The 19,517-nt window shown below is 37.3% G+C and carries 18 protein-coding genes; all 18 read left to right on the top strand.

The features are described from left to right. The first annotated feature begins 2 nt into the window (after positions 1–2). Positions 3–869, top strand: coding sequence for an acetylglutamate kinase (gene argB, locus EHV10_RS08455; RefSeq protein WP_128674269.1), 867 nt, complete (start codon positions 3–5; stop codon positions 867–869). After that, positions 866–2,053: an aspartate aminotransferase family protein gene (locus EHV10_RS08450; RefSeq protein WP_128674268.1), complete on the top strand. Its 1,188-nt coding sequence runs from the start codon at positions 866–868 to the stop codon at positions 2,051–2,053. The genes argB and EHV10_RS08450 overlap by 4 nt, the downstream gene beginning before the upstream one ends. A 14-nt stretch (positions 2,054–2,067) precedes the next feature. After that, complete coding sequence (glnA, locus tag EHV10_RS08445; RefSeq protein ID WP_128674267.1) at positions 2,068–3,372, top strand: type I glutamate--ammonia ligase; 1,305 nt, start codon at positions 2,068–2,070, stop codon at positions 3,370–3,372. Positions 3,373–3,413: 41 nt separating this feature from the next. After that, positions 3,414–3,965 carry an ANTAR domain-containing response regulator gene (locus EHV10_RS08440; protein WP_009663904.1) on the top strand — a complete coding sequence of 184 codons (552 nt, stop codon included), beginning with the start codon at positions 3,414–3,416 and terminating at the stop codon, positions 3,963–3,965. An 18-nt stretch (positions 3,966–3,983) separates the two neighbouring features. Beyond that, on the top strand, positions 3,984–4,787 hold the full coding sequence (gene dapF / locus EHV10_RS08435) for a diaminopimelate epimerase (protein WP_128674266.1): 804 nt from the start codon (positions 3,984–3,986) through the stop codon (positions 4,785–4,787). 327 nt (positions 4,788–5,114) lie between these two features. Next, positions 5,115–6,203: a PucR family transcriptional regulator gene (locus tag EHV10_RS08430; RefSeq protein WP_007594353.1), complete on the top strand. Its 1,089-nt coding sequence runs from the start codon at positions 5,115–5,117 to the stop codon at positions 6,201–6,203. Positions 6,204–6,306: 103 nt separating this feature from the next. Further along, positions 6,307–7,632 (top strand): S41 family peptidase, encoded by a 1,326-nt coding sequence (locus tag EHV10_RS08425; protein WP_128674265.1) that lies wholly within the window; start codon positions 6,307–6,309, stop codon positions 7,630–7,632. A 2-nt stretch (positions 7,633–7,634) separates the two neighbouring features. Continuing rightward, a complete protein-coding gene (locus EHV10_RS08420) occupies positions 7,635–11,060 on the top strand; it encodes an SNF2-related protein (RefSeq protein ID WP_128674264.1) in 3,426 nt (1,141 codons plus the stop codon). A 35-nt stretch (positions 11,061–11,095) separates the two neighbouring features. Further along, entirely contained in the window at positions 11,096–12,025 is a 930-nt protein-coding gene (gene hprK / locus EHV10_RS08415; protein ID WP_128674263.1) for an HPr(Ser) kinase/phosphatase, read from the top strand. A gap of 31 nt (positions 12,026–12,056) precedes the next feature. After that, positions 12,057–12,938 carry a UDP-N-acetylmuramate dehydrogenase gene (murB, locus tag EHV10_RS08410; protein WP_128674262.1) on the top strand — a complete coding sequence of 294 codons (882 nt, stop codon included), beginning with the start codon at positions 12,057–12,059 and terminating at the stop codon, positions 12,936–12,938. 1 nt (position 12,939) lies between these two features. Further along, positions 12,940–13,815: an RNase adapter RapZ gene (gene rapZ / locus EHV10_RS08405; RefSeq protein ID WP_128674261.1), complete on the top strand. Its 876-nt coding sequence runs from the start codon at positions 12,940–12,942 to the stop codon at positions 13,813–13,815. 8 nt (positions 13,816–13,823) lie between these two features. Further along, positions 13,824–14,786 carry a DNA-binding protein WhiA gene (whiA, locus tag EHV10_RS08400; RefSeq protein WP_128674260.1) on the top strand — a complete coding sequence of 321 codons (963 nt, stop codon included), beginning with the start codon at positions 13,824–13,826 and terminating at the stop codon, positions 14,784–14,786. Then, on the top strand, positions 14,779–15,039 hold the full coding sequence (locus EHV10_RS08395; protein ID WP_007594339.1) for an HPr family phosphocarrier protein: 261 nt from the start codon (positions 14,779–14,781) through the stop codon (positions 15,037–15,039). Before whiA ends, EHV10_RS08395 begins: the two co-directional genes overlap by 8 nt. A gap of 210 nt (positions 15,040–15,249) precedes the next feature. Further along, positions 15,250–16,053, top strand: a complete 804-nt coding sequence (locus EHV10_RS08390) for a basic amino acid ABC transporter substrate-binding protein (RefSeq protein WP_128674259.1) — start codon at positions 15,250–15,252, stop codon at positions 16,051–16,053. 1 nt (position 16,054) lies between these two features. Further along, entirely contained in the window at positions 16,055–16,747 is a 693-nt protein-coding gene (locus tag EHV10_RS08385; RefSeq protein ID WP_128674258.1) for an amino acid ABC transporter permease, read from the top strand. Beyond that, a complete protein-coding gene (locus tag EHV10_RS08380; RefSeq protein WP_128674257.1) occupies positions 16,737–17,474 on the top strand; it encodes an amino acid ABC transporter ATP-binding protein in 738 nt (245 codons plus the stop codon). Before EHV10_RS08385 ends, EHV10_RS08380 begins: the two co-directional genes overlap by 11 nt. A 155-nt stretch (positions 17,475–17,629) precedes the next feature. Continuing rightward, positions 17,630–19,027: an ATP-dependent Clp protease ATP-binding subunit ClpX gene (gene clpX / locus EHV10_RS08375; RefSeq protein WP_128674256.1), complete on the top strand. Its 1,398-nt coding sequence runs from the start codon at positions 17,630–17,632 to the stop codon at positions 19,025–19,027. An 8-nt stretch (positions 19,028–19,035) separates the two neighbouring features. Next, the gene (lspA, locus tag EHV10_RS08370) at positions 19,036–19,515 is read left to right on the top strand and encodes a signal peptidase II (RefSeq protein ID WP_128674255.1); all 480 of its coding nucleotides are present in this window, start codon (positions 19,036–19,038) and stop codon (positions 19,513–19,515) included. Positions 19,516–19,517: the final 2 nt, after the last annotated feature.

The raw sequence follows: 19,517 nt of genomic DNA, 5'->3' as shown, positions 1-19,517 counted from the left end.
TAATGGATAAATTACTTGAGAAGGCGGGGACTCTTATAGAGGCTTTGCCTTATATACAGGCGTTTAATAAAAAGATAGTGGTCGTAAAGTATGGCGGTTCCGCAATGCTTGATGAGAACTTAAAGAAAAAGGTAATACAGGATATCGTACTTTTAAAGCTTGTAGGTATGCAGCCTGTTATAGTTCACGGAGGAGGCAAGGAGATTTCCAAGTGGCTTGAAAAGGTGAATATTGAACCTCATTTTGTAAACGGCTTAAGGTTTACGGATGATGCAACCATGGAAGTTGTTGAAATGGTGTTAAACAAAGTAAATAAAGAGCTGGTGCAGATGATTGGAGAACTTGGAATGAAGGCGGTAGGTATCAGCGGAAAGGACGGTTCCCTTTTACATTGCCATAAAAAGGAAGTGGAAGGTGATGACATAGGCCTTGTCGGAGAAGTAAGTGAGGTAAACCCCGACATCATCTTTGATCTTTTGGAAAAAGATTTTTTACCTGTCATATGCCCTGTAGGTTTTGATAAAGAGTATACAAGCTACAATGTAAATGCGGACGATGCGGCATGTGCAATTGCAAAGGCGCTGAAGGCTGAAAAGCTGGCATTTCTTACAGATGTTGAAGGTGTATACAAGGACTTTAATGATAAGAGCAGCCTGATAGAGAAGATAAGCATAAGTGAAATTGAAAAGTTTATAGAAAACGGACAGATGGGTGGAGGTATGCTGCCGAAGCTTTCAAATTGTATAGATGCGGTAAAAAACGGAGTAAACAGGGTGACGATTGCCGACGGCAGAGTTGCACATTGCCTTTTGCTTGAGATGTTTACAAACAAGGGTATAGGCACCATGATAGTAGGAGATCAGCTATGAAGATGAAAGATTCAATAGATTGCGCCGAGCAATTATTATTAAAGACATACAACAGGTATCAGGTGGTATTTGACCACGGTGACGGGATAAAACTTTTTGATACCGACGGAAATGAATATCTGGATTTTTTTGCAGGTATTGCGGTACAGGGACTCGGTTATAACTATAGGGGAATAAATGAGGCATTAAAATCTCAGGCGGATAAGCTTTGGCATATATCAAACTATTTTTATAATGAGCCTGTGATAGAGGCCGGAGAAAAACTTCTTGATATCAGCCGGATGGAAAAGGTGTTTTTTACAAACTCAGGTACGGAAGCTATAGAGGGTGCGATAAAGATTGCAAAAAAGTACGGTACAAAAACCGGTGGAAGATTTGAAATAATTGCAATGGAAGGAAGTTTTCACGGCAGAAGTCTGGGAGCACTTTCGGTAACAGGAAATGAGCATTACAGGGAGGATTTTTATCCGCTGATTCCGGGAGTAAAATTTGCAAAATATAATGATATAGAGTCTGTAAAAAATCTTGTTAGTGACAAAACCTGTGCTATAATACTTGAGACGGTACAGGGTGAGGGTGGAATTCATCCTGCAACGAAAGAGTTTCTTGAAGGTATTAAAAAGCTTACGGATGAACATGATTTGATACTGATTTTGGATGAAATTCAATGTGGAATGGGAAGAACAGGACAGTATTTTTCCTGGCAGGAATACGGCATCAAGCCTGATGTTATGACGGTGGCAAAGGCACTTGGTAACGGAGTACCTATAGGTGCATTTTTGACATCGGGTAAGGCAAGCGATGTATTAAAGCCCGGAGATCACGGTTCTACATATGGAGGGAATCCTTTGGTATGTGCGGTGGCATCCAAGGTACTTGATATCTTTAAGGAAGATGACATAACGGGAAATGTAAAAGTAGTGGGAGATTATCTCAAAGAAAAACTTACGGAACTTGCAGACTTATATCCTTTTATAAAAGAGGTCAGAGGCAGGGGATTACTTCTGGGAGTAGAGTTTGATATGACTGTGGCTGATATTATAAGGTCTGCGCTTGTTGATGAGAAAATGGTGCTTATAAATGCCGGAAGCAATGTATTGAGATTTATTCCGCCACTTATTATTTCAAAAGAAGATGTTGATGATGCACTCGAAAGGTTAAAAAGGGTGCTTAATAAGTTTTAAAGAAAAGGTGAGCAATGACGAAGGAAGAGATTTTTGCCATAGTTGAAGAGGAAGATGTAGAATTTATCAGATTACAGTTTACCGATATTTTCGGAACTTTGAAAAATATCGCAATAACTGCAAGCCAGCTTGAGGATGCCATGGAAAACAGGATCCTTTTTGACGGTTCAAGTGTAAAGGGATTTGCACCTATAGAAGATTCGGATTTGTATTTACATCCGGATCTTTCTACCTTTTGTATATTCCCATGGAGGCCGCAGCAGGGGAAGGTTGCAAGATTTATCTGCAATATTCACAGAACTGACGGAAGCGTTTTTGAAGCCGACCCAAGGGCGGTATTGCTTGATGCATATGATAAAGCAAGGAGGTTAGGACTTAATATATTTATTGAAGCCGAGTGTGAATTCTTTTTGCTCAACACTGATGATAAAGGTGAGGTAAGTCTGAATGTGAGGGAAAAGGCCAGCTATTTTGATATCGGCCCTCTTGATATGTCTGAAAATATCAGAAGAGATATTGTACTGACTTTGGAAGAGATGGGTATAAAGATAAAGTCTTCACATCATGAGATAGCAAAGGCACAGCACGAGATAGACTTTACGGATCAGGATGCATTAAAATGTGCGGACGCCATTCAGACATTCAGAATGGCGGTAAAAACTTTGGCAAAAAGACATGGTCTCAGTGCTTCCTTTATGCCGAAACTTTTTGAGAATGAAAACGGAAGCGGAATGCATTTTAAAATATCCGCTTTTGACGATAACGGAAAGAATATATTTGAAGATAATGCTAAGCTCAGTGACAGGGCAAAATCAACAATTGCAGGAATTCTTCATCACTCAAGGGAATTATCACTTATAAATAATCCTTTGGTAAATTCGTATAAGAGATTGAAGCCGAATTTTGATGCACCGGTTTATGTGTCATGGAGTTCAAATTCCAACAGAAGTGCTCTTCTTAGAATACCGACAGAAAGAAACAATCAGATAAAACTTGAGCTTAGAAGTCCCGATTCCGCTACAAATCCGTATCTTTGTATAGCTATGCTTATATATTCAATACTGGACGGACTTGAAAACAGTATGGAGCTTGAAGATGCTATTAATGAAAATATGTACTCAGGAAAAAATTATAATATTAAAAAGCTTCCGGATACATTAAGTGAGGCGATTGATGAATTTGAAAATTCAAATTTTGTGAAGGAAAAGCTTGGAACTCAAATATTTAATGAGTACGTAGAGGCAAAGAAAATCGAATGGAACGAGTTTAACAATGCTATAACAGACTGGGAGATTAAGAAATATCTGGAAAGATTCTAGTAAAGAACTTTTGATTTTTTAATCAAGGAGAAAGGACAGTAATGTCGGATATAATCATTGCATTTCCAAATCCGGGTGACAGCAAGGTTTTGAGGTCGATTTTGATAAAAAACGGATATTCTATTGTCGGAGTAGTGGCATCAGGTGCTCAGGCAATAAATCTGTCTGACGATATTGATTATGGCATTGTGGTCTGTGCTTATCAGCTTAATGATATGCAATATATGGAGCTTAAGGAGAATATGAATGAAACCTGCGAGCTTTTGCTGGTATGTTCACCGGGCAAGCTTAATGAGGCGCCTGATGATGATATAAACTTTTTACCGATGCCTTTTAAAGTAATAGAACTGGTAAAAAAGGTGAGTGAAATATCGGATAAACTTTATTATGAGCGGAAAAGAAAGAAAAAGCAGGAAGAGCGAGGCGGCAAAAATTTTATGGCTATACAAAAAGCCAAGGAACTTTTGATAAAGCACAAAAATATGACTGAGCCTGAGGCGCATAAATATTTGCAGATCAGCAGTATGAAAAACGGAGAAACCATTATCAATACGGCAAAAAAGATTTGTTTGTTATATGGTGGTAAGGAATAAATATAGATGGAGAATAGTATGAAGTTTGTAAAAATGCAGGGAGCGGGAAACGACTATGTATATGTGGACTGCTTCAAGGAAAAGGTGGAAAATCCAAGTGAGGTTGCTGTAAAGGTAAGTGACAGACATTTCGGTATCGGAAGTGACGGTCTGATACTTATATGCCCTTCAGATATAGCGGATGTAAAGATGGATATGTACAATGCCGACGGAAGTAGGGGGCTTATGTGTGGAAACGGCTCAAGATGTGTGGCTAAATATGTATACGACCATGGCTATGTGAAGTCTGAAAAGTTTACCATGGAAACAGGCGCAGGTATTAAGTATATTGAAGTGGAGCCAAAAGACGGTGTTGCCGAATATATTAATGTAAACATGGGCAAGGCAACCATTACATCCGATTTTCCTGAGAAGATATTGATAAACGGTGAAGAGAAAGAGTTTATAGGAGTGGATATAGGAAATCCGCATGCCGTATATTATGTAAATTCTTTGAAAAAACTTAAAGAGATGAATCTTGAAAATGTCGGCGAGTACTATGAGAAACATGAGAGATTTCCTCAAAAGGTAAATTCAGAATTTATCTATATAGAAGACAGAAAGAATATTCATATGAGAGTATGGGAGAGAGGCTCGGGAGAAACTCTTGCCTGCGGTACGGGGGCATGTGCAAGTGCGTTTGCTACAATGAAAAGAGGATTATGTGAAACTACGGTAAGAGTTCACCTGCTTGGAGGGAATCTTGATATCAGTCTTGTCGGTGATGAGATATATATGAGAGGTAAAGCCGAGTATGTATTTACAGGTGAAATAAACTTTTAAAGTTTTCATATAAAATACACAATAAGTAAAAACGGTACATGACGTTCTTTATAGATATGGTAAATTTTTAATAGAACACCTGCATACCCTGTTATGTATAGGCAAAATTACATAAACAAATTAAAAAAAATCGTATTTCCTATTGATTTACTTGTGATAATGCATTATTATTTATGTGAAACTTGTTAATATCTGCTATCAGGTATTTAGAGCAGATCGAATTCGAAAATTAATTGTTGTCAAATATGACGACCGATTAATGACTGTCTCATTCTGATTTTTGTATGAGATGGTAGAGAAAAGTAATAGAGTAAAGGAGATAGTTATATGATCTCAAACCAGATTCTTCAAAATACCATAGATGGTTTAAAGAGTATTACGAGAACAGAACTTTGTGTTTGTGACATTGAGGGTAAGGTTTTAGCAACAACTTTTGCCGAGGCCGATACTTACGGATTACAGGTAAGTACATTTGCGAGTTCTTTGGCAGACTCTCAGGCAATAGGAGGATTCCAGTTTTTCAAGATTTTTGATGAGCACCAGCTTGAGTATGTTCTTATGGTTGAGGGAACAACCGATGACACCTATATGGTGGGAAGAATGGCATCATTCCAGGTGGAGAACCTTCTTATAGCGTATAAGGAGAGATTTGATAAAGACAACTTCATAAAGAATCTCTTGCTTGACAATTTGTTGCTTGTAGATATCTACAACAGAGCAAAGAAATTACATATCGAGACTACTGTAAGAAGAGTGGTGTATATTATTGAAACAAAGAATGAGAGAGATGTATCAAGTCTTGAAGCTGTAAAAGCTCTTTTTGCATCAAGAAATAAGGACTTTGTTACAGCTGTTGATGAGAGAGATATCATTCTTGTAAAAGAGATGAAGGAAGGATCTGCATACGAGGATCTGGACAGAGTGGCAAGATCTGTTATTGATGAGCTTAATTCTATCGGAATTTTGAACGTTACAGTTGCTTACGGAACTATAGTAAATGAGATTAAAGAGGTGTCAAAGTCTTATAAAGAGGCTAAGATGGCACTTGATGTAGGTAAGATATTCTATGCTGCGGAGAACATTGTTGCATATTCAAGACTTGGAATAGGAAGACTTATATATCAGTTACCTATACCTCTTTGCAAGATGTTTATCAAGGAGATATTTGACGGAAAGAATCCTGAGGATCTTGACGAAGAGACACTTACTACAATCAACAAATTCTTTGAAAACAGCTTAAATGTATCCGAGACATCAAGACAGCTCTTTATCCACAGAAATACTTTGGTATATCGTTTGGATAAGCTTCAAAAGAGTACAGGACTTGATCTTAGAATGTTTGAGGATGCAATCACTTTTAAGATTGCATTGATGGTTGTAAAGTATATGTCATACATGGATAAGCTCGGTTACTAAGCTTGAAAATAAAATTTAATAAATTATGATATGGGGAGATTTATATCTCCCCTTTATTTTTAATGTGTGATATAGTAGAGGATAGAGAAAATGGAGGTGTTATATGTTTGAGCATCGTGAAATAGATGACTATGAGAAATATATCAATGAAAGGCAACAAGGAAGAGCCGGCATGGAAGGACCGGGTTTAAGAGAAGAAAGAAACCGGGAAAGAAATCAAAAAAGAAAAGGAAGAATGAACGGGGTTATAGGATTTATTCTGGGAATTATGACATCGTTTGTTTTAGTATATGTAGGTTTTGCTTTTGCATTCAATAACGGAAATGTACTGTCTCTGTTTTTAAAGAGAAATAATAAGCTTGACTATAAAAAAATTGAAGAAAAGACATCGGTTCTACAAAATATTATAGACAGATATTTTCTCTTTGATGAAGATATGACAAAGGTGGAAGACGGTATTTACGCCGGAATGATGAACGGCCTGGGAGATCCTTATACAGTATATTATACAAAGGAGGAATACAAGGCGCTCAATGAAGATACCGAGGGTAAGTACTCAGGTATAGGTGCCATGGTTTCACAAAATCCGAATACTAAGATTATCACTATTGTAAAGATATTTGATAACAGTCCGGCAAATGATGCGGGGCTTCAGGTCGGAGATATTATCTATAAGATAGACGGTGAAGAAGTTGCCGGAACGGATATGGATATACTTGTAAAGACCAAAATCAGAGGTGAAGAGGGCACAAGTTTTAAAATGACAGTCCTCAGAGGTGATGACAGAAAAGAAGTTGAACTTGACCTTACAAGAAGATCTATAGAGGTGGAGACCGTAGCGGGTAAAATGCTTGATAACAATATCGGCTATATAGCCGTAAGTCAGTTTGATGCGGTTACCTCAGAACAGTTCAAATCAAATATAGAGTCGTTACAGTCACAGGGAATGAAAAAATTGATAGTGGACCTTCGTGGAAATCCCGGAGGATTGCTTGATCAGGTGGTGGATATGCTTGATTATATTCTGCCTGAGGGATTGGTTTTATATACAGAAGATAAGTACGGAGAAAGAGAGGAATATTATTCTGACGGAAGTCATGAGTTGAAGATTCCTATGGTTGTACTTGTAAATGAGAACTCGGCATCCGCATCGGAGGTTTTTACAGCTACATTTAGAGACTTTGAGTGGGGTAAAGTGGTAGGAAAAACTACATTCGGTAAGGGTATAGTACAAAATGTACTTCCGCTTGGAGACGGTACCGCAGTTAAAATTACTACACAGCATTACTATCCGCCGTCAGGTTATGACTTACATAAGGTAGGAATAAAGCCTGATGTAGAGGTTGATTTGAATGAAGGTGCAAAGATAGGAACCGATTCCGACAATCAGCTCAGTACCGCTATCGATATATTAAAGAATGAGGAATAAAAATGGATTTTCGCTTTCTTAAAGGCATGAAGACAGCTGCCGATTTAAAAAAAGAAAAAGAAGATATGGAAAATATAAAGGCGGATATGATATCCGCATCGGATACGGAAGAGAAAAAGGCTATTTATAAATACTTCGACGGAGAGGCTATTATAGATAGCCTTTCTATGTCTGCCGATACTGCAAAGAAGGCCAAAGAGCTGATAAAAAACAATCAGATACGCCTGACCGATGTAAGTGACGGTATAATAGCATATGGAAATGTATACGGGTATTATACTCAGGACCCGAATGTGTGTGGAAGAGCGGTTGCAAAAGTTGAATCATCCGAAAATTGCAAAGTGGATATAGAGTTTGGCAAAGACAGTTTAAGAAGTGCACATTGTAATTGTTCGAAATGCTTGGATAAAAACAGAATTAGAGGTTACTTTAATGATACAAGGAATTGTGAACATGTGGTTGCAGCAGTATTTCTTTTAAATGCGTATTTAGACAGCCATGAGCTTGGAGATGAAACAAATTACTTCGGAGAGGCATTCCTTTCGTATTTTGATGAAGAAACCGATCTTAATGAAGAACCTGTACATATAGTACCTAAGCTTATAATGTCATATAAGAGCACGTATGATAGCAGCTTATATATACAGTTTAAAATCGGCAGAAAGAAGTTTGTACAGATAAAAAGCTATAGAAATTTTGTTGATGCACTAAGAGATAATGAAATTTATCCTCTTGGGAAAAATGACAGTGTTAAGCTTGGCTATGCGGCATTTGACGATAAGAGTATAAAGTATGTAAAGTTTATTGAAGGACTTGTGGATACGGAGGCATCTATAAGCTATAAACTGCTTGATTATGTAAAGACAGGTCTTAATGTATCAAGAATACAGGTAGACGGAGCAAATATAGATGATATTTTCAACTTACTTTTTGGAGAAAAAGTAGAGCTGACAACAGAGTACTTTTCTAAGAAGACTGTTACGGATATTGAGCTTAGAGACTTCAATGAAAAGATTACTATTGAGATAAATCCTATTTATGACAGAGATCTGTTTGCAGGTATAAATCTGGAAGTGGATTTTCCACTGTCGTTTGTATCAAGCAATTATGTATACTGCATTAAAGATAATTATCTTAACAGATGCGATGAAAATCTTCTGAAGATATTTAAAGCAATGAATGATTCAGGATACGGGTATCGGGAGATAAAGATAGGAAGAAGAAATATAGGCAGGTTTTATTCCAATGTATTGCCAAGTATAAAAGATTATGCGAATATAGTAGATAATGCTCCCGAGGCAATGAGTTTTGTGCCTGACAAGCCGGAGATTACATATTATCTTGATCTGGAAGATAACATTGTAACGGGAAGAGTGGAAGCGGCTTATACCGGCGGCAGAGTGGATATTATATCCGGGAAAATACTTGAGAGAAATGATAATGAGCTTTTAAGAAATCAAAAGCAGGAAGAAAAGGCAATAGAGGCTTTAAAGATATATCTTCCTTATGAGGATAAGCCGAATTTCCTGAGCGCGGAGACTGAAGATGAACTTTATGAGCTGAAGGTTTCGGGTATCGACAGATTAAATAAATACGGCAAGGTACTTGGAAGTGAAGCTTTCAATAATATCAGAGTATACAAAAAACCTTCTGCAGGAGTGGGAGTATCTGTAAATTCAAATCTTTTACAACTTGAATTCTTATCAAAGGATATGAGTACGGAGGAACTTGCAAATATTGTTACAAGTTACAGAAAAAAGAAAAAATATTATCGTTTAAAGAGCGGAGTTTTTATAAATATGGATTCCGAGTACATGAAGAATTTTAATGAGATGCTGAATGTACTGGAAATTTCTCCGAAAGATTTGAGAGCCGGTGCACTTACAGTGCCTTTGTATCGTTCACTCTATGTTGATGAAATGATGGAAGCGCATAATGAACTGGTAGAAAGAAGAGATGAGAGCTTTGTAAAACTGATTGAGAAATTTGACAATATAAAAAGCATGGATTTTGTGCCGCCGGATGAAGTGTCAAATGTTTTAAGAAACTATCAAAAAGAAGGCTTTAAATGGTTGCGCTCTGTGGAAGAACTTGGATTTGGCGGAATTTTGGCAGATGATATGGGACTTGGAAAGACCCTGCAGATTATCTCTCTTTTGATGGATGCAAAAAAGAACGGAAGGCTTAAAAAAGCTCTTATAGTATGTCCGGCATCTTTAGTATATAATTGGAGTGAGGAAATATCAAAATTTGATACAAAAGGTGAACTTAGAGTATCGGTACTTGCAGCCGCCAAAGAAGAAAGACAAAGAATTATTGAAGAGCACGAAGCTGTGGATATTTATATAAGTTCTTATGATACCTTAAGAAGGGATATTTCACTGTATCATGATATGAGATTTTCTCATCAGATAATTGATGAGGCTCAGTTTATAAAAAATCAAAATACCGGAGTTGCAAAAGCGGTAAAAACTGTGAAAGCTGATATAAAGTATGCTTTGACCGGAACACCGATAGAGAACAGATTAAGTGAACTTTGGAGTATTTTTGATTATATAATGCCGGGATTTTTGTACAGTTATAATGCATTCAAATCAAAGTATGAAAATACGATAGTAAAAGACGGTAATGAGGAAAGCGCAAAACTTCTTTCAAAGATGATCGGTCCTTTTGTACTTAGAAGGCTTAAGTCCGAGGTGGCAACGGATTTGCCGGATAAGATAGAAGAGGTCAGAGTATCAAGGTTTGATAAAAAGCAGCAGTTGGCATATGATACCGAGCTTAACAAACTGAAAAATGTATTAAACGGCAATGAAGAATATAACAGTTCAAAGATGATAATATTGTCGGAGATTACAAAGCTGAGACAAATCTGTTGTGATCCGAGGCTTATTTTTGAGGATTATGAGGGAGATTCAGCCAAGCTTGAAACCTGTATCGATCTTGTAAAAAGCGGTATAGAAGCCGGACATAAAATTCTTTTATTTTCACAATTTACTTCAATGCTTGATATAATAAAAAAGAGATTTGAAGAAGAAAATATAAGCAGTTATGTTATTACGGGTTCCACAAGTAAAGAAAAAAGAATCAAGTTTGTAAATGATTTTAACAGTGACGGTACAAATGTATTCCTGATTTCTTTGAAAGCGGGAGGTACAGGCCTTAATCTTGTGGGCGCAGATATTGTTATTCACTATGATCCATGGTGGAACTTTGCGGCACAAAATCAGGCTACCGACAGAGCCCACAGAATAGGGCAAAAAAATAAAGTAACGGTTTACAGACTTGTTGCAAAGGGAACTATTGAAGAAAAAATAGTTAAGCTTCAAGAGTCAAAGAAGGATCTGGCGGACAGAGTATTAAACTTTGAAGAGGGCATATCCTTGGCAAATATTTCAAAAGAGGAATTGCTTGAACTTTTGGGATAAGTCTTAAGATAGGGGGAATCATGATAGGAGGTACTATGGGAGAAAACGTAACAATCAAGGAACTTATAAAGGATTTGAATCTGGAAAACTTTACACCGGATATAGATACGGAATCTATAATATTGAAGCATCCTGATATAAACAGACCGGCATTACAGCTGGCAGGTTTCTTTGATCATTTTGACAGTGAAAGAGTACAGATAATAGGTAATGTGGAGAACGCATTTATTCAGACATTAAATGACGAAAAGAGAAAGGAAACTTATGATAAGTTGCTTTCATATAAGGTTCCATGTGTACTATATGCAAGAGGAATAAAGCCGGATGAGGATATGATCTCTTACTGTGTACATTATGGTGTGCCATGTCTCGGTATTGAACAGTCTACAACTTATATTACCTCAGAGCTTGTAAGATGGCTTAATGTACAATTGGCTCCGGTGATTTCAATACATGGTGTTTTGGTTGATGTATACGGTGAAGGAGTACTTATAACCGGAGACAGCGGTATCGGAAAGAGTGAGGCGGCTCTTGAGCTTGTAAAGAGAGGTCACAGACTTGTATCTGATGACGTTGTGGAAATCAGAAAGGTTTCACAGCAGACTTTGGTAGGAACGGCACCTGATATAACAAAGCACTTTATTGAGCTTAGAGGAATAGGAATTATAGATGTAAAGGCGTTATTCGGTGTACTCAGTGTTAAGGATACCCAGTCAATTGATCTTGTGATACAGCTTGAAGATTGGGTAAAAAATAAGGACTATGACAGACTCGGACTTGAGGATAATTATATAGAGTACTTGGGAAACAAGGTGGTATGTCATGTTTTACCTGTAAGACCCGGTAGAAACCTGGCAATCATTGTAGAAACCGCGGCTGTAAATCACAGACAGAAGCAGATGGGATACAATGCGGCAAAGGAACTCTACAACAGAGTACAGGCAAATATGGCCGGAAAAGATTGATATTAAAAATAGTAGCGGAGACAAAATGCAGATGGATTTTAAAAGTATCCTTGGTGAAAATTGCAAAACCGGTGAATTGTTAAAAAAGCATACTACTTTTAAAGTAGGAGGAGAGTGTGATTATTTTCTCACTCCTGTCACTGAGGAAGAACTGAGCCTGTGTATGGATATAATAAAGAGAGGAAACTTAAAATATTATATTTTTGGAAAAGGCAGCAATATACTGGCGGATGACAAAGGCTATGACGGAGTGATTATCTCCACGGTCGGCTTGAATAACAGTATTACACATGAGGGCAATATTATAGAAGCAGGTGCCGGAGTGGGACTTGATAAGATAAGTGATTATGCTATGGAAAATTCACTTACAGGCTTTGAATTTGCCTGCGGTATACCGGGAAGCCTTGGCGGCGCGATAGTAATGAATGCAGGTGCCTATGGCGGAGAAATGTCAAATGTGCTGATGGAAGTAAAGGTGCTTTGCCCTGACGGAAGCATTAAATGGAAAGTTGTTTCAGAACTTGACCTAGGTTACAGAAAGAGTAACATTTTAGCAAATAATGAAATAGTACTGGCTGCAAAGCTTAAACTTGTGTATGGCAATAGGGATGAAATAAGAGCACAAATAGAGGATTTAAACAACAGGAGAAGTGAAAAACAGCCGCTGGAGTATCCCAGTGCAGGTTCTACATTTAAGAGACCGGAAGGGTATTTTGCAGGTAAACTTATAGATGATGCCGGACTTAGAGGCTTCAGACTCGGAGGTGCCGCAGTATCTCAAAAACACTGCGGTTTTGTAATAAATTATGACAATGCCTCATCTGATGATATAAAGAAGCTGATAGAACATATAAAGAGAGAAGTGGATGAAAAGTTCGGTGTAAAACTTGAATGTGAAGTAAGGATGATTTGATATGAAGATGATAATTGTAACAGGAATGTCCGGTTCAGGTAAGACTGTTGCATTAAAGATGTTTGAGGATTTCGGATATTACTGTGTCGACAATTTGCCGTTGGAACTTTTGTTAAACTTTGTAGATCTTACAATCGAATCCGAAAGAGGTATGAAGGGTATAGCTCTGGGTATTGATATCAGAAGCGGACTTAACGGCTTACAGGAAGTATTTGATGAACTTAGCCATAAAAAAATCAATATGGAAATTCTCTTTCTTGATGCGGATGATGAAACATTGATAAAGAGATATAAAGAGACCAGAAGAAATCATCCTTTAGCTGTAGAGGGCAGACTTATAGACGGAATAAATCTTGAGAGAGAAAGATTGGCATTTTTAAGAGAGAGGGCGGACAGAATACTTGATACAGGCAGATTTTTGACTAAAGAGTTGAAACAGGAACTTAAAAAAATCTATGTTGACGGAAAGTCTTTTAATAATCTTTTTGTTACAGTGCTTTCATTCGGATATATGTACGGTATACCTGATGATCCCGATCTTTTATTTGATGTAAGATTTTTACCTAATCCTTTTTACGATCAAAAGCTCAGGCTGAAAACCGGTGAAGACAAGGAAGTTTCCGATTATGTATTCTCAAATAATGATGCGGATATTTTTCTTGATAAGCTTGATGATATGATTAAATTTTTGATACCCAGATATATTGATGAGGGTAAGAGCGCTTTGGTAATAGGTATAGGTTGTACAGGCGGACAACATCGTTCGGTAGCTATTGCGGCGGCTATTAAAGAAAGACTTGATAATATTGAGGGTATCGGTGTCAGACTGGAACACAGAGATATGGGCAAAAATATTTCAAGAATTTCACAAAGATAGGAGAGCGGATGACATTTTCTTCAGAAGTGAAAAATGAAATTGCAAGGATAATTCCTACGGTTAGGCATTGCATACTTGCAGAAATTTTGGCAATTGTTTACTTCATTGGTACTGTTTCTTTATCACAAAATGGTGAATTGTCTTTAAAAATAAACACTGAATTTTCAGGACTTGCCAGAAAGTACTTTACATTAATAAAAAAAACATTTAATATAAATACAGATGTAGTGATAAGCAATAGTACTTTGGTGAAACGTAAGCGCCTATATTCTGTAAGTATTGTAGACGCTGCAGAGGCCAAAGAGGTGCTTAAAGCTATAAAGCTTCTTAAAAATCAAGAGTTGGTAGACGATTTGCCGCTTGGCAGTAATACGGTCTTACTGAATTCGTGTTGTAAAAAGGCCTTCTTTAGAGGAGCGTTTCTGTCCTCGGGCTCAATAACGGATCCCGAAAAAGGATATCATCTGGAGATTGTATGTTCAACTATGGATGATGCACTTTTTTTAAAGGAATTGATGGAAGACTTGTCATTATTACCTAAAATTACTGTAAGAAAAAAAGCTTATGTAGTATACATAAAGGACAGTGAGCAAATATCATTGGCACTTGGTCTGATGGAAGCGCCTACATCGCTTATGAGTTTCGAAAATATTCGAATCTTAAAAGGAATGCGAAACGATGTAAATCGAAAAGTGAATTGCGAGACTGCAAATATCAATAAAACGGTTTCTGCATCACTTTCTCAACTTGAGGATATACAACTTATTAAAGAGATGATGGGACTTGATAAATTGACATCAAATCTGGAGGCGGTAGCCAATGCCAGACTGGAAAATCCTGATGCTTCATTGGTGGAACTTGGAAAAATGATTAGTCCACAGCTCGGGAAAAGTGGGGTTAATCATAGGTTGCGTAAACTCTCAAACATCGCAAGCCAGTTAAGAGAACAAGTAAGGAGAGAAAATGGTTAGGAAGTCAGTTAAGGTTGCAATTGATGCAAAAACTGAAGCCAGACCGGTAGCTATGCTAGTACAGGTGGCCAGCCAGTTTGAAAGCAGGATTTATGTTGAAAGTGGTACTAAAAAAGTAAATGCAAAAAGTATCATGGGCATGATGACATTGAAGTTTGGTGATGGCAAAGAGGTATACATATCAGCAGACGGTAATGATGAAGAACATGCCGTGAACGAGATGGAAAAATATTTGACTTCAGCAGCAGTATAAGCTGAGAAATATATTGCATTTATGGGGTATGAAACGCTGGGATTTAGGACTCTAATTTTGTATGGACTATTATGGTTAGGATTATAACCTTATAAAAATACAGAGTTAGAGTCTTTTCCTGTGTTGATTTAAAAAATACTATTGCATTCTTATAAAAAAGAGTGTATTATTATGCAATAGTGATTGGTAAATATACAAATGGAGGATATTATGAAGAAGAAAATATTAGCATTGGTTATATCAGGATTTATGGCAACAAGTTTGGTGGCATGTGGCGGTGCAAAGACTGCCGAAACAAAAGCTGCAAATGAGAGTGCGGGAGATACAGCTTCAGGAGAAGTAAAAACTATACAGTCAGGAAAACTTATAGTGGCAACAAATGCGGAGTTCCCACCATATGAGTACCACGACGGTGATAAGATTGTAGGTATTGATATGGAGATTGCTGATGCTATAGCAAGTAAGCTCGGACTTGAAGTTGAAGTGGAGGATATAGCGTTTGATTCCGTTATCCTTGAGGTAACATCAGGTAAGGCGGATGTAGGTATTGCAGGTATCTCTGCTACAGATGAGAGAAAGCAGAGCGTTGATTTTTCAGATACATATACAACATCAAAGCAGCTTATTATTGTAAAAGATGACTCTACTATAGCTTCAGGTGCGGATCTTGAAGGCAAGACACTCGGTGTACAGACAGGTACTACAGGTGATATTTTAGTAAGTGACATAAAGGATGCAACTGTTGAGAGATATGCAAAGGGTATGGATGCAGTTCAGGCACTCAGCCAGGGAAAGATAGATGCGGTAGTTATCGACAGCGAGGTGGCAAAGAAGTTTGTTGAAGAGACAAGCGGACTTAAGACTTTAGATGAGGCATATGCAGAAGAAGAATATGCCATTGCAATCAAAAAAGGTAATACAGCACTTTCAGATGCGGTTAACAAGGCGCTTTCAGAGTTAAAGGCTGACGGAACAGTGGACAGTATTATTGCAAAATATATCAAGGCTAATTAATATGTTTGAAGAGTTAAAATCACAATTTATTTTAAATTTTATAACGGATAACAGATGGCTTTTACTCATAAACGGACTTGCCGTCACATTAAAGATTACATTTTTTGCCGTAATCCTTGGTTTTATACTGGGGTTTGGAGTGGCTGTTGTAAGAAATATATACGATAATACAAAGAAGTTGAAGTTTTTAAACTTCCTTTGCAATATTTATCTTACAGTAATCAGAGGAACACCTGTAGTTGTTCAGCTCCTTATAATATACTTTGTTATATTCAGTTCTGTAAGAATAGATAAAAGCTTTGCCGCAATACTTGCATTCGGTATAAACTCGGGAGCGTATCAGGCGGAAATATTCCGTTCAGGTATAAACTCAGTACCGAAAGGACAAATGGAAGCCGGAAGAAGTTTGGGATTTAGTTATCCTCAAACAATGATAAATATAATAATGCCACAGGTTATAAAGAATACATTGCCTACTCTTGCAAACGAGTTTATAGTTTTGATGAAGGAGACCTCGGTAGCAAGTTATATTGCTTTGGATGATCTTACAAAGGCGGGAGATGTTATAAGAAGCAAAACATATTCGGCAATGATGCCTTTCCTTGCAGTTGCTCTACTCTATCTTATCATGGTAATGCTGTTCAGCTATTTGGTAAAATTACTTGAGAGGAGGTTGGCTAGAAGTGGAAGGTAAAAAACTTATTGAAGTAAGAAACTTAAGCAAGCATTTTCATAAAAAGCAGGTACTTAAAGATATATCTCTGGATATAAATAAAGGAGATGTAGTATGTCTTATCGGTCCTTCCGGTTCGGGTAAGTCAACATTTCTCAGATGCTTGAACAGACTTGAGGAAGCAAACAGCGGTGAGATATTGTTTGAAGGCACGGACATATGCAAAAAAGATGTAAATATAGATTTACACCGTCAGAAAATGGGAATGGTTTTTCAGCAGTTTAATCTTTTCCCACATATGACAGTGCTTAAGAATTTAATCATAGCCCCGATGAAGCTTCAGGGGGTTGATGAAGAGTCTGCAACGGAGTATGCGATGAGTCTTTTGGAAAAGGTAGGACTTGCAGACAGAGCGAATGAATATCCTTCAAAGCTTTCAGGCGGACAGCAGCAAAGAGTTGCTATAGTCAGAGCACTTTGCATGAAGCCTGATGTAATGCTCTTTGATGAGCCTACTTCAGCTCTTGATCCAGAGATGGTAGGAGAAGTACTTACAGTTATGAAGGATCTTGCGCAGCAGAAGATGACCATGGTAGTGGTAACACATGAGATGGGCTTTGCCAGAGAGGTGGCAAACAGAGTGGTTTTCCTTGATGAAGGTGAGTTTGTGGAAGAGAATGCACCGGAGGAATTCTTCACAAATCCTAAAAATGAAAGATTGAAGACCTTCCTAAGTAAGGTTTTATAAAAAAGTTTCACTCGGATCAAATGCATCACTTGGAACACAAAGGAAGACTAAAATTTAATATAAACATAAAATGTGCCGTATTTCCCTAATATGGCACATTTTTTCTTTTTGTGTTAGAATAACATAAAACTGTTTGAAACATTAGGAATGGAAAAATGGAAGACAAGATAGATTATAATAAAAACGATAAAGATGATAAAAATAATAATTATGAAAAAATTTGTTATATGTGCAGGAGACCGGAATCAAAGACCGGTACTATGATATCAATGCCGGGCGGTATAGATATCTGCCCTGACTGTATACAAAAAACCTTCAACTCTATGCAGAGTATGGATATGAGTAAGCTTACCAATATGTCAAAAATCAATATGGATGATTTAAAAAATGTGGATCTTGGCAGCTTTACAATACCGAATATGAATTTGAACCCCATACCTGAAAGAGCCAGAGTAAAGAAAAGGGATGAGAAGAGAACAGAGCCGCTCTTTACAATGAAGGATATACCTGCGCCGCATAAGATAAAAGAAATGTTGGATGAATATGTAATAGGTCAGGATCAGGCTAAGAGGATAATTTCGGTTGCCGTATACAATCATTACAAGAGAATATTTTTAGACAAAGATAAGGAAGGAACAAGAGTTGATAAGTCAAACATCCTTATGATAGGACCGACAGGAAGCGGAAAGACTTATCTGGTAAAGACTCTTGCAAAGCTTCTTAATGTACCTTTGGCTATAGCAGATGCCACCTCTCTTACCGAGGCCGGATATATAGGTGATGATATAGAAAGTGTTATATCAAAGCTTTTGCTTTCAGCAGGTAATGATGTGGAAAGGGCCGAATGCGGTATTGTTTTTATAGATGAGATAGACAAGATTGCAAAAAAGAAAAATACCAATTCAAGAGATGTAAGCGGTGAGAGCGTACAACAGGAACTTTTAAAGCTCTTGGAAGGCAGTAAGGTTGAGGTGCCTGTAGGTACAAATCAAAAGAATGTCATGGCACCCATGGAAACTGTAAACACGGATAATATACTCTTTATCTGTGGAGGAGCTTTCCCTGCACTTGATGATATTATAAAGGAAAGACTTCAAAAGAATACAAGCATGGGATTTAACTCGGATCTTAAAGACAAATATGATAATGATGACAATCTCTATGCAAAGGTAACCAATGAGGATATCAGAAAATTCGGTATGATACCTGAGTTTATAGGAAGATTACCTGTTATATGCACACTTTCAAAACTTGATAAGGAAGCTTTCAAGAAAATCCTCATAGAGCCTAAGAATGCTATTTTGAAACAGTATAAGCGACTTTTGGAGTTGGATGAAGTGGAGCTTTCATTTGATGATGATGCAATGGATTGGATTGCCGAGCAGGCCATGAAAAAGGATACGGGTGCAAGAGCACTTCGTTCCATTATAGAGGAGTTTATGCTTGATATAATGTATGAGACACCGAAAGATAAAAACATCGGTAAAGTTATTATTACAAGAGATTATTTGGAGCATAAGGGCAGTCCGAATATAGTGTTCAGAAATATATAGGAGGATATATGTTTGCTGTTTTGATACCGATACTTGCAGGTCTTGATATAGTCTTGAAATATGCAGTAAATTCAATGGATAAAAAAGAACTGCCGAGAGTTTTTGCAAAAAAGATAGAAATAGATAAATTTTACAATGACGGCTTTGTGTTTGGAAAGCTTAAGAAAAAGAAGAAAATAGTAAAGTATGTTCCGGTATTTATTACTTCAATACTGGTGGGACTTCTTTCTGTTTTACTTCCCAAAAAGGGAAATACAATCAGAAAGTTATCTTTAAGCCTTATTATTGCAGGTTCACTTAGCAATATCTTTGACAGATTTACAAGAGGCTATGTGGTGGATTATATACGTATAAAGACTAAGGGTGCCGATAAGGTGATTTTTAATCTGGGAGATATATTTATATTGCTTGGCAGTCTGATAATGCCTTTTGGAGTAAAGAAAAAAACAAAAGAAATATTGCCGGATATTGTATCAGAAGAAGAGTAATT

Origin of the sequence: Lachnoanaerobaculum gingivalis, assembly GCF_003862475.1 — a bacterium.
Classification (GTDB): Bacteria; Bacillota; Clostridia; order Lachnospirales; family Lachnospiraceae; genus Lachnoanaerobaculum; species Lachnoanaerobaculum gingivalis.
The sequence above is the reverse complement of the archived record's forward strand: the minus strand, read 5'-3'. Positions and strand labels throughout refer to the sequence as shown.

Coding starts and splice junctions, on each gene's coding strand:
- argB (WP_128674269.1), top strand. CDS start 3: ATGGATAAATTACTTGAGAAGGCGGGGACTCTTATAGAGGCTTTGCCT.
- EHV10_RS08450 (WP_128674268.1), top strand. CDS start 866: ATGAAGATGAAAGATTCAATAGATTGCGCCGAGCAATTATTATTAAAG.
- glnA (WP_128674267.1), top strand. CDS start 2,068: ATGACGAAGGAAGAGATTTTTGCCATAGTTGAAGAGGAAGATGTAGAA.
- EHV10_RS08440 (WP_009663904.1), top strand. CDS start 3,414: ATGTCGGATATAATCATTGCATTTCCAAATCCGGGTGACAGCAAGGTT.
- dapF (WP_128674266.1), top strand. CDS start 3,984: ATGAAGTTTGTAAAAATGCAGGGAGCGGGAAACGACTATGTATATGTG.
- EHV10_RS08430 (WP_007594353.1), top strand. CDS start 5,115: ATGATCTCAAACCAGATTCTTCAAAATACCATAGATGGTTTAAAGAGT.
- EHV10_RS08425 (WP_128674265.1), top strand. CDS start 6,307: ATGTTTGAGCATCGTGAAATAGATGACTATGAGAAATATATCAATGAA.
- EHV10_RS08420 (WP_128674264.1), top strand. CDS start 7,635: ATGGATTTTCGCTTTCTTAAAGGCATGAAGACAGCTGCCGATTTAAAA.
- hprK (WP_128674263.1), top strand. CDS start 11,096: ATGGGAGAAAACGTAACAATCAAGGAACTTATAAAGGATTTGAATCTG.
- murB (WP_128674262.1), top strand. CDS start 12,057: ATGGATTTTAAAAGTATCCTTGGTGAAAATTGCAAAACCGGTGAATTG.
- rapZ (WP_128674261.1), top strand. CDS start 12,940: ATGAAGATGATAATTGTAACAGGAATGTCCGGTTCAGGTAAGACTGTT.
- whiA (WP_128674260.1), top strand. CDS start 13,824: ATGACATTTTCTTCAGAAGTGAAAAATGAAATTGCAAGGATAATTCCT.
- EHV10_RS08395 (WP_007594339.1), top strand. CDS start 14,779: ATGGTTAGGAAGTCAGTTAAGGTTGCAATTGATGCAAAAACTGAAGCC.
- EHV10_RS08390 (WP_128674259.1), top strand. CDS start 15,250: ATGAAGAAGAAAATATTAGCATTGGTTATATCAGGATTTATGGCAACA.
- EHV10_RS08385 (WP_128674258.1), top strand. CDS start 16,055: ATGTTTGAAGAGTTAAAATCACAATTTATTTTAAATTTTATAACGGAT.
- clpX (WP_128674256.1), top strand. CDS start 17,630: ATGGAAGACAAGATAGATTATAATAAAAACGATAAAGATGATAAAAAT.
- lspA (WP_128674255.1), top strand. CDS start 19,036: ATGTTTGCTGTTTTGATACCGATACTTGCAGGTCTTGATATAGTCTTG.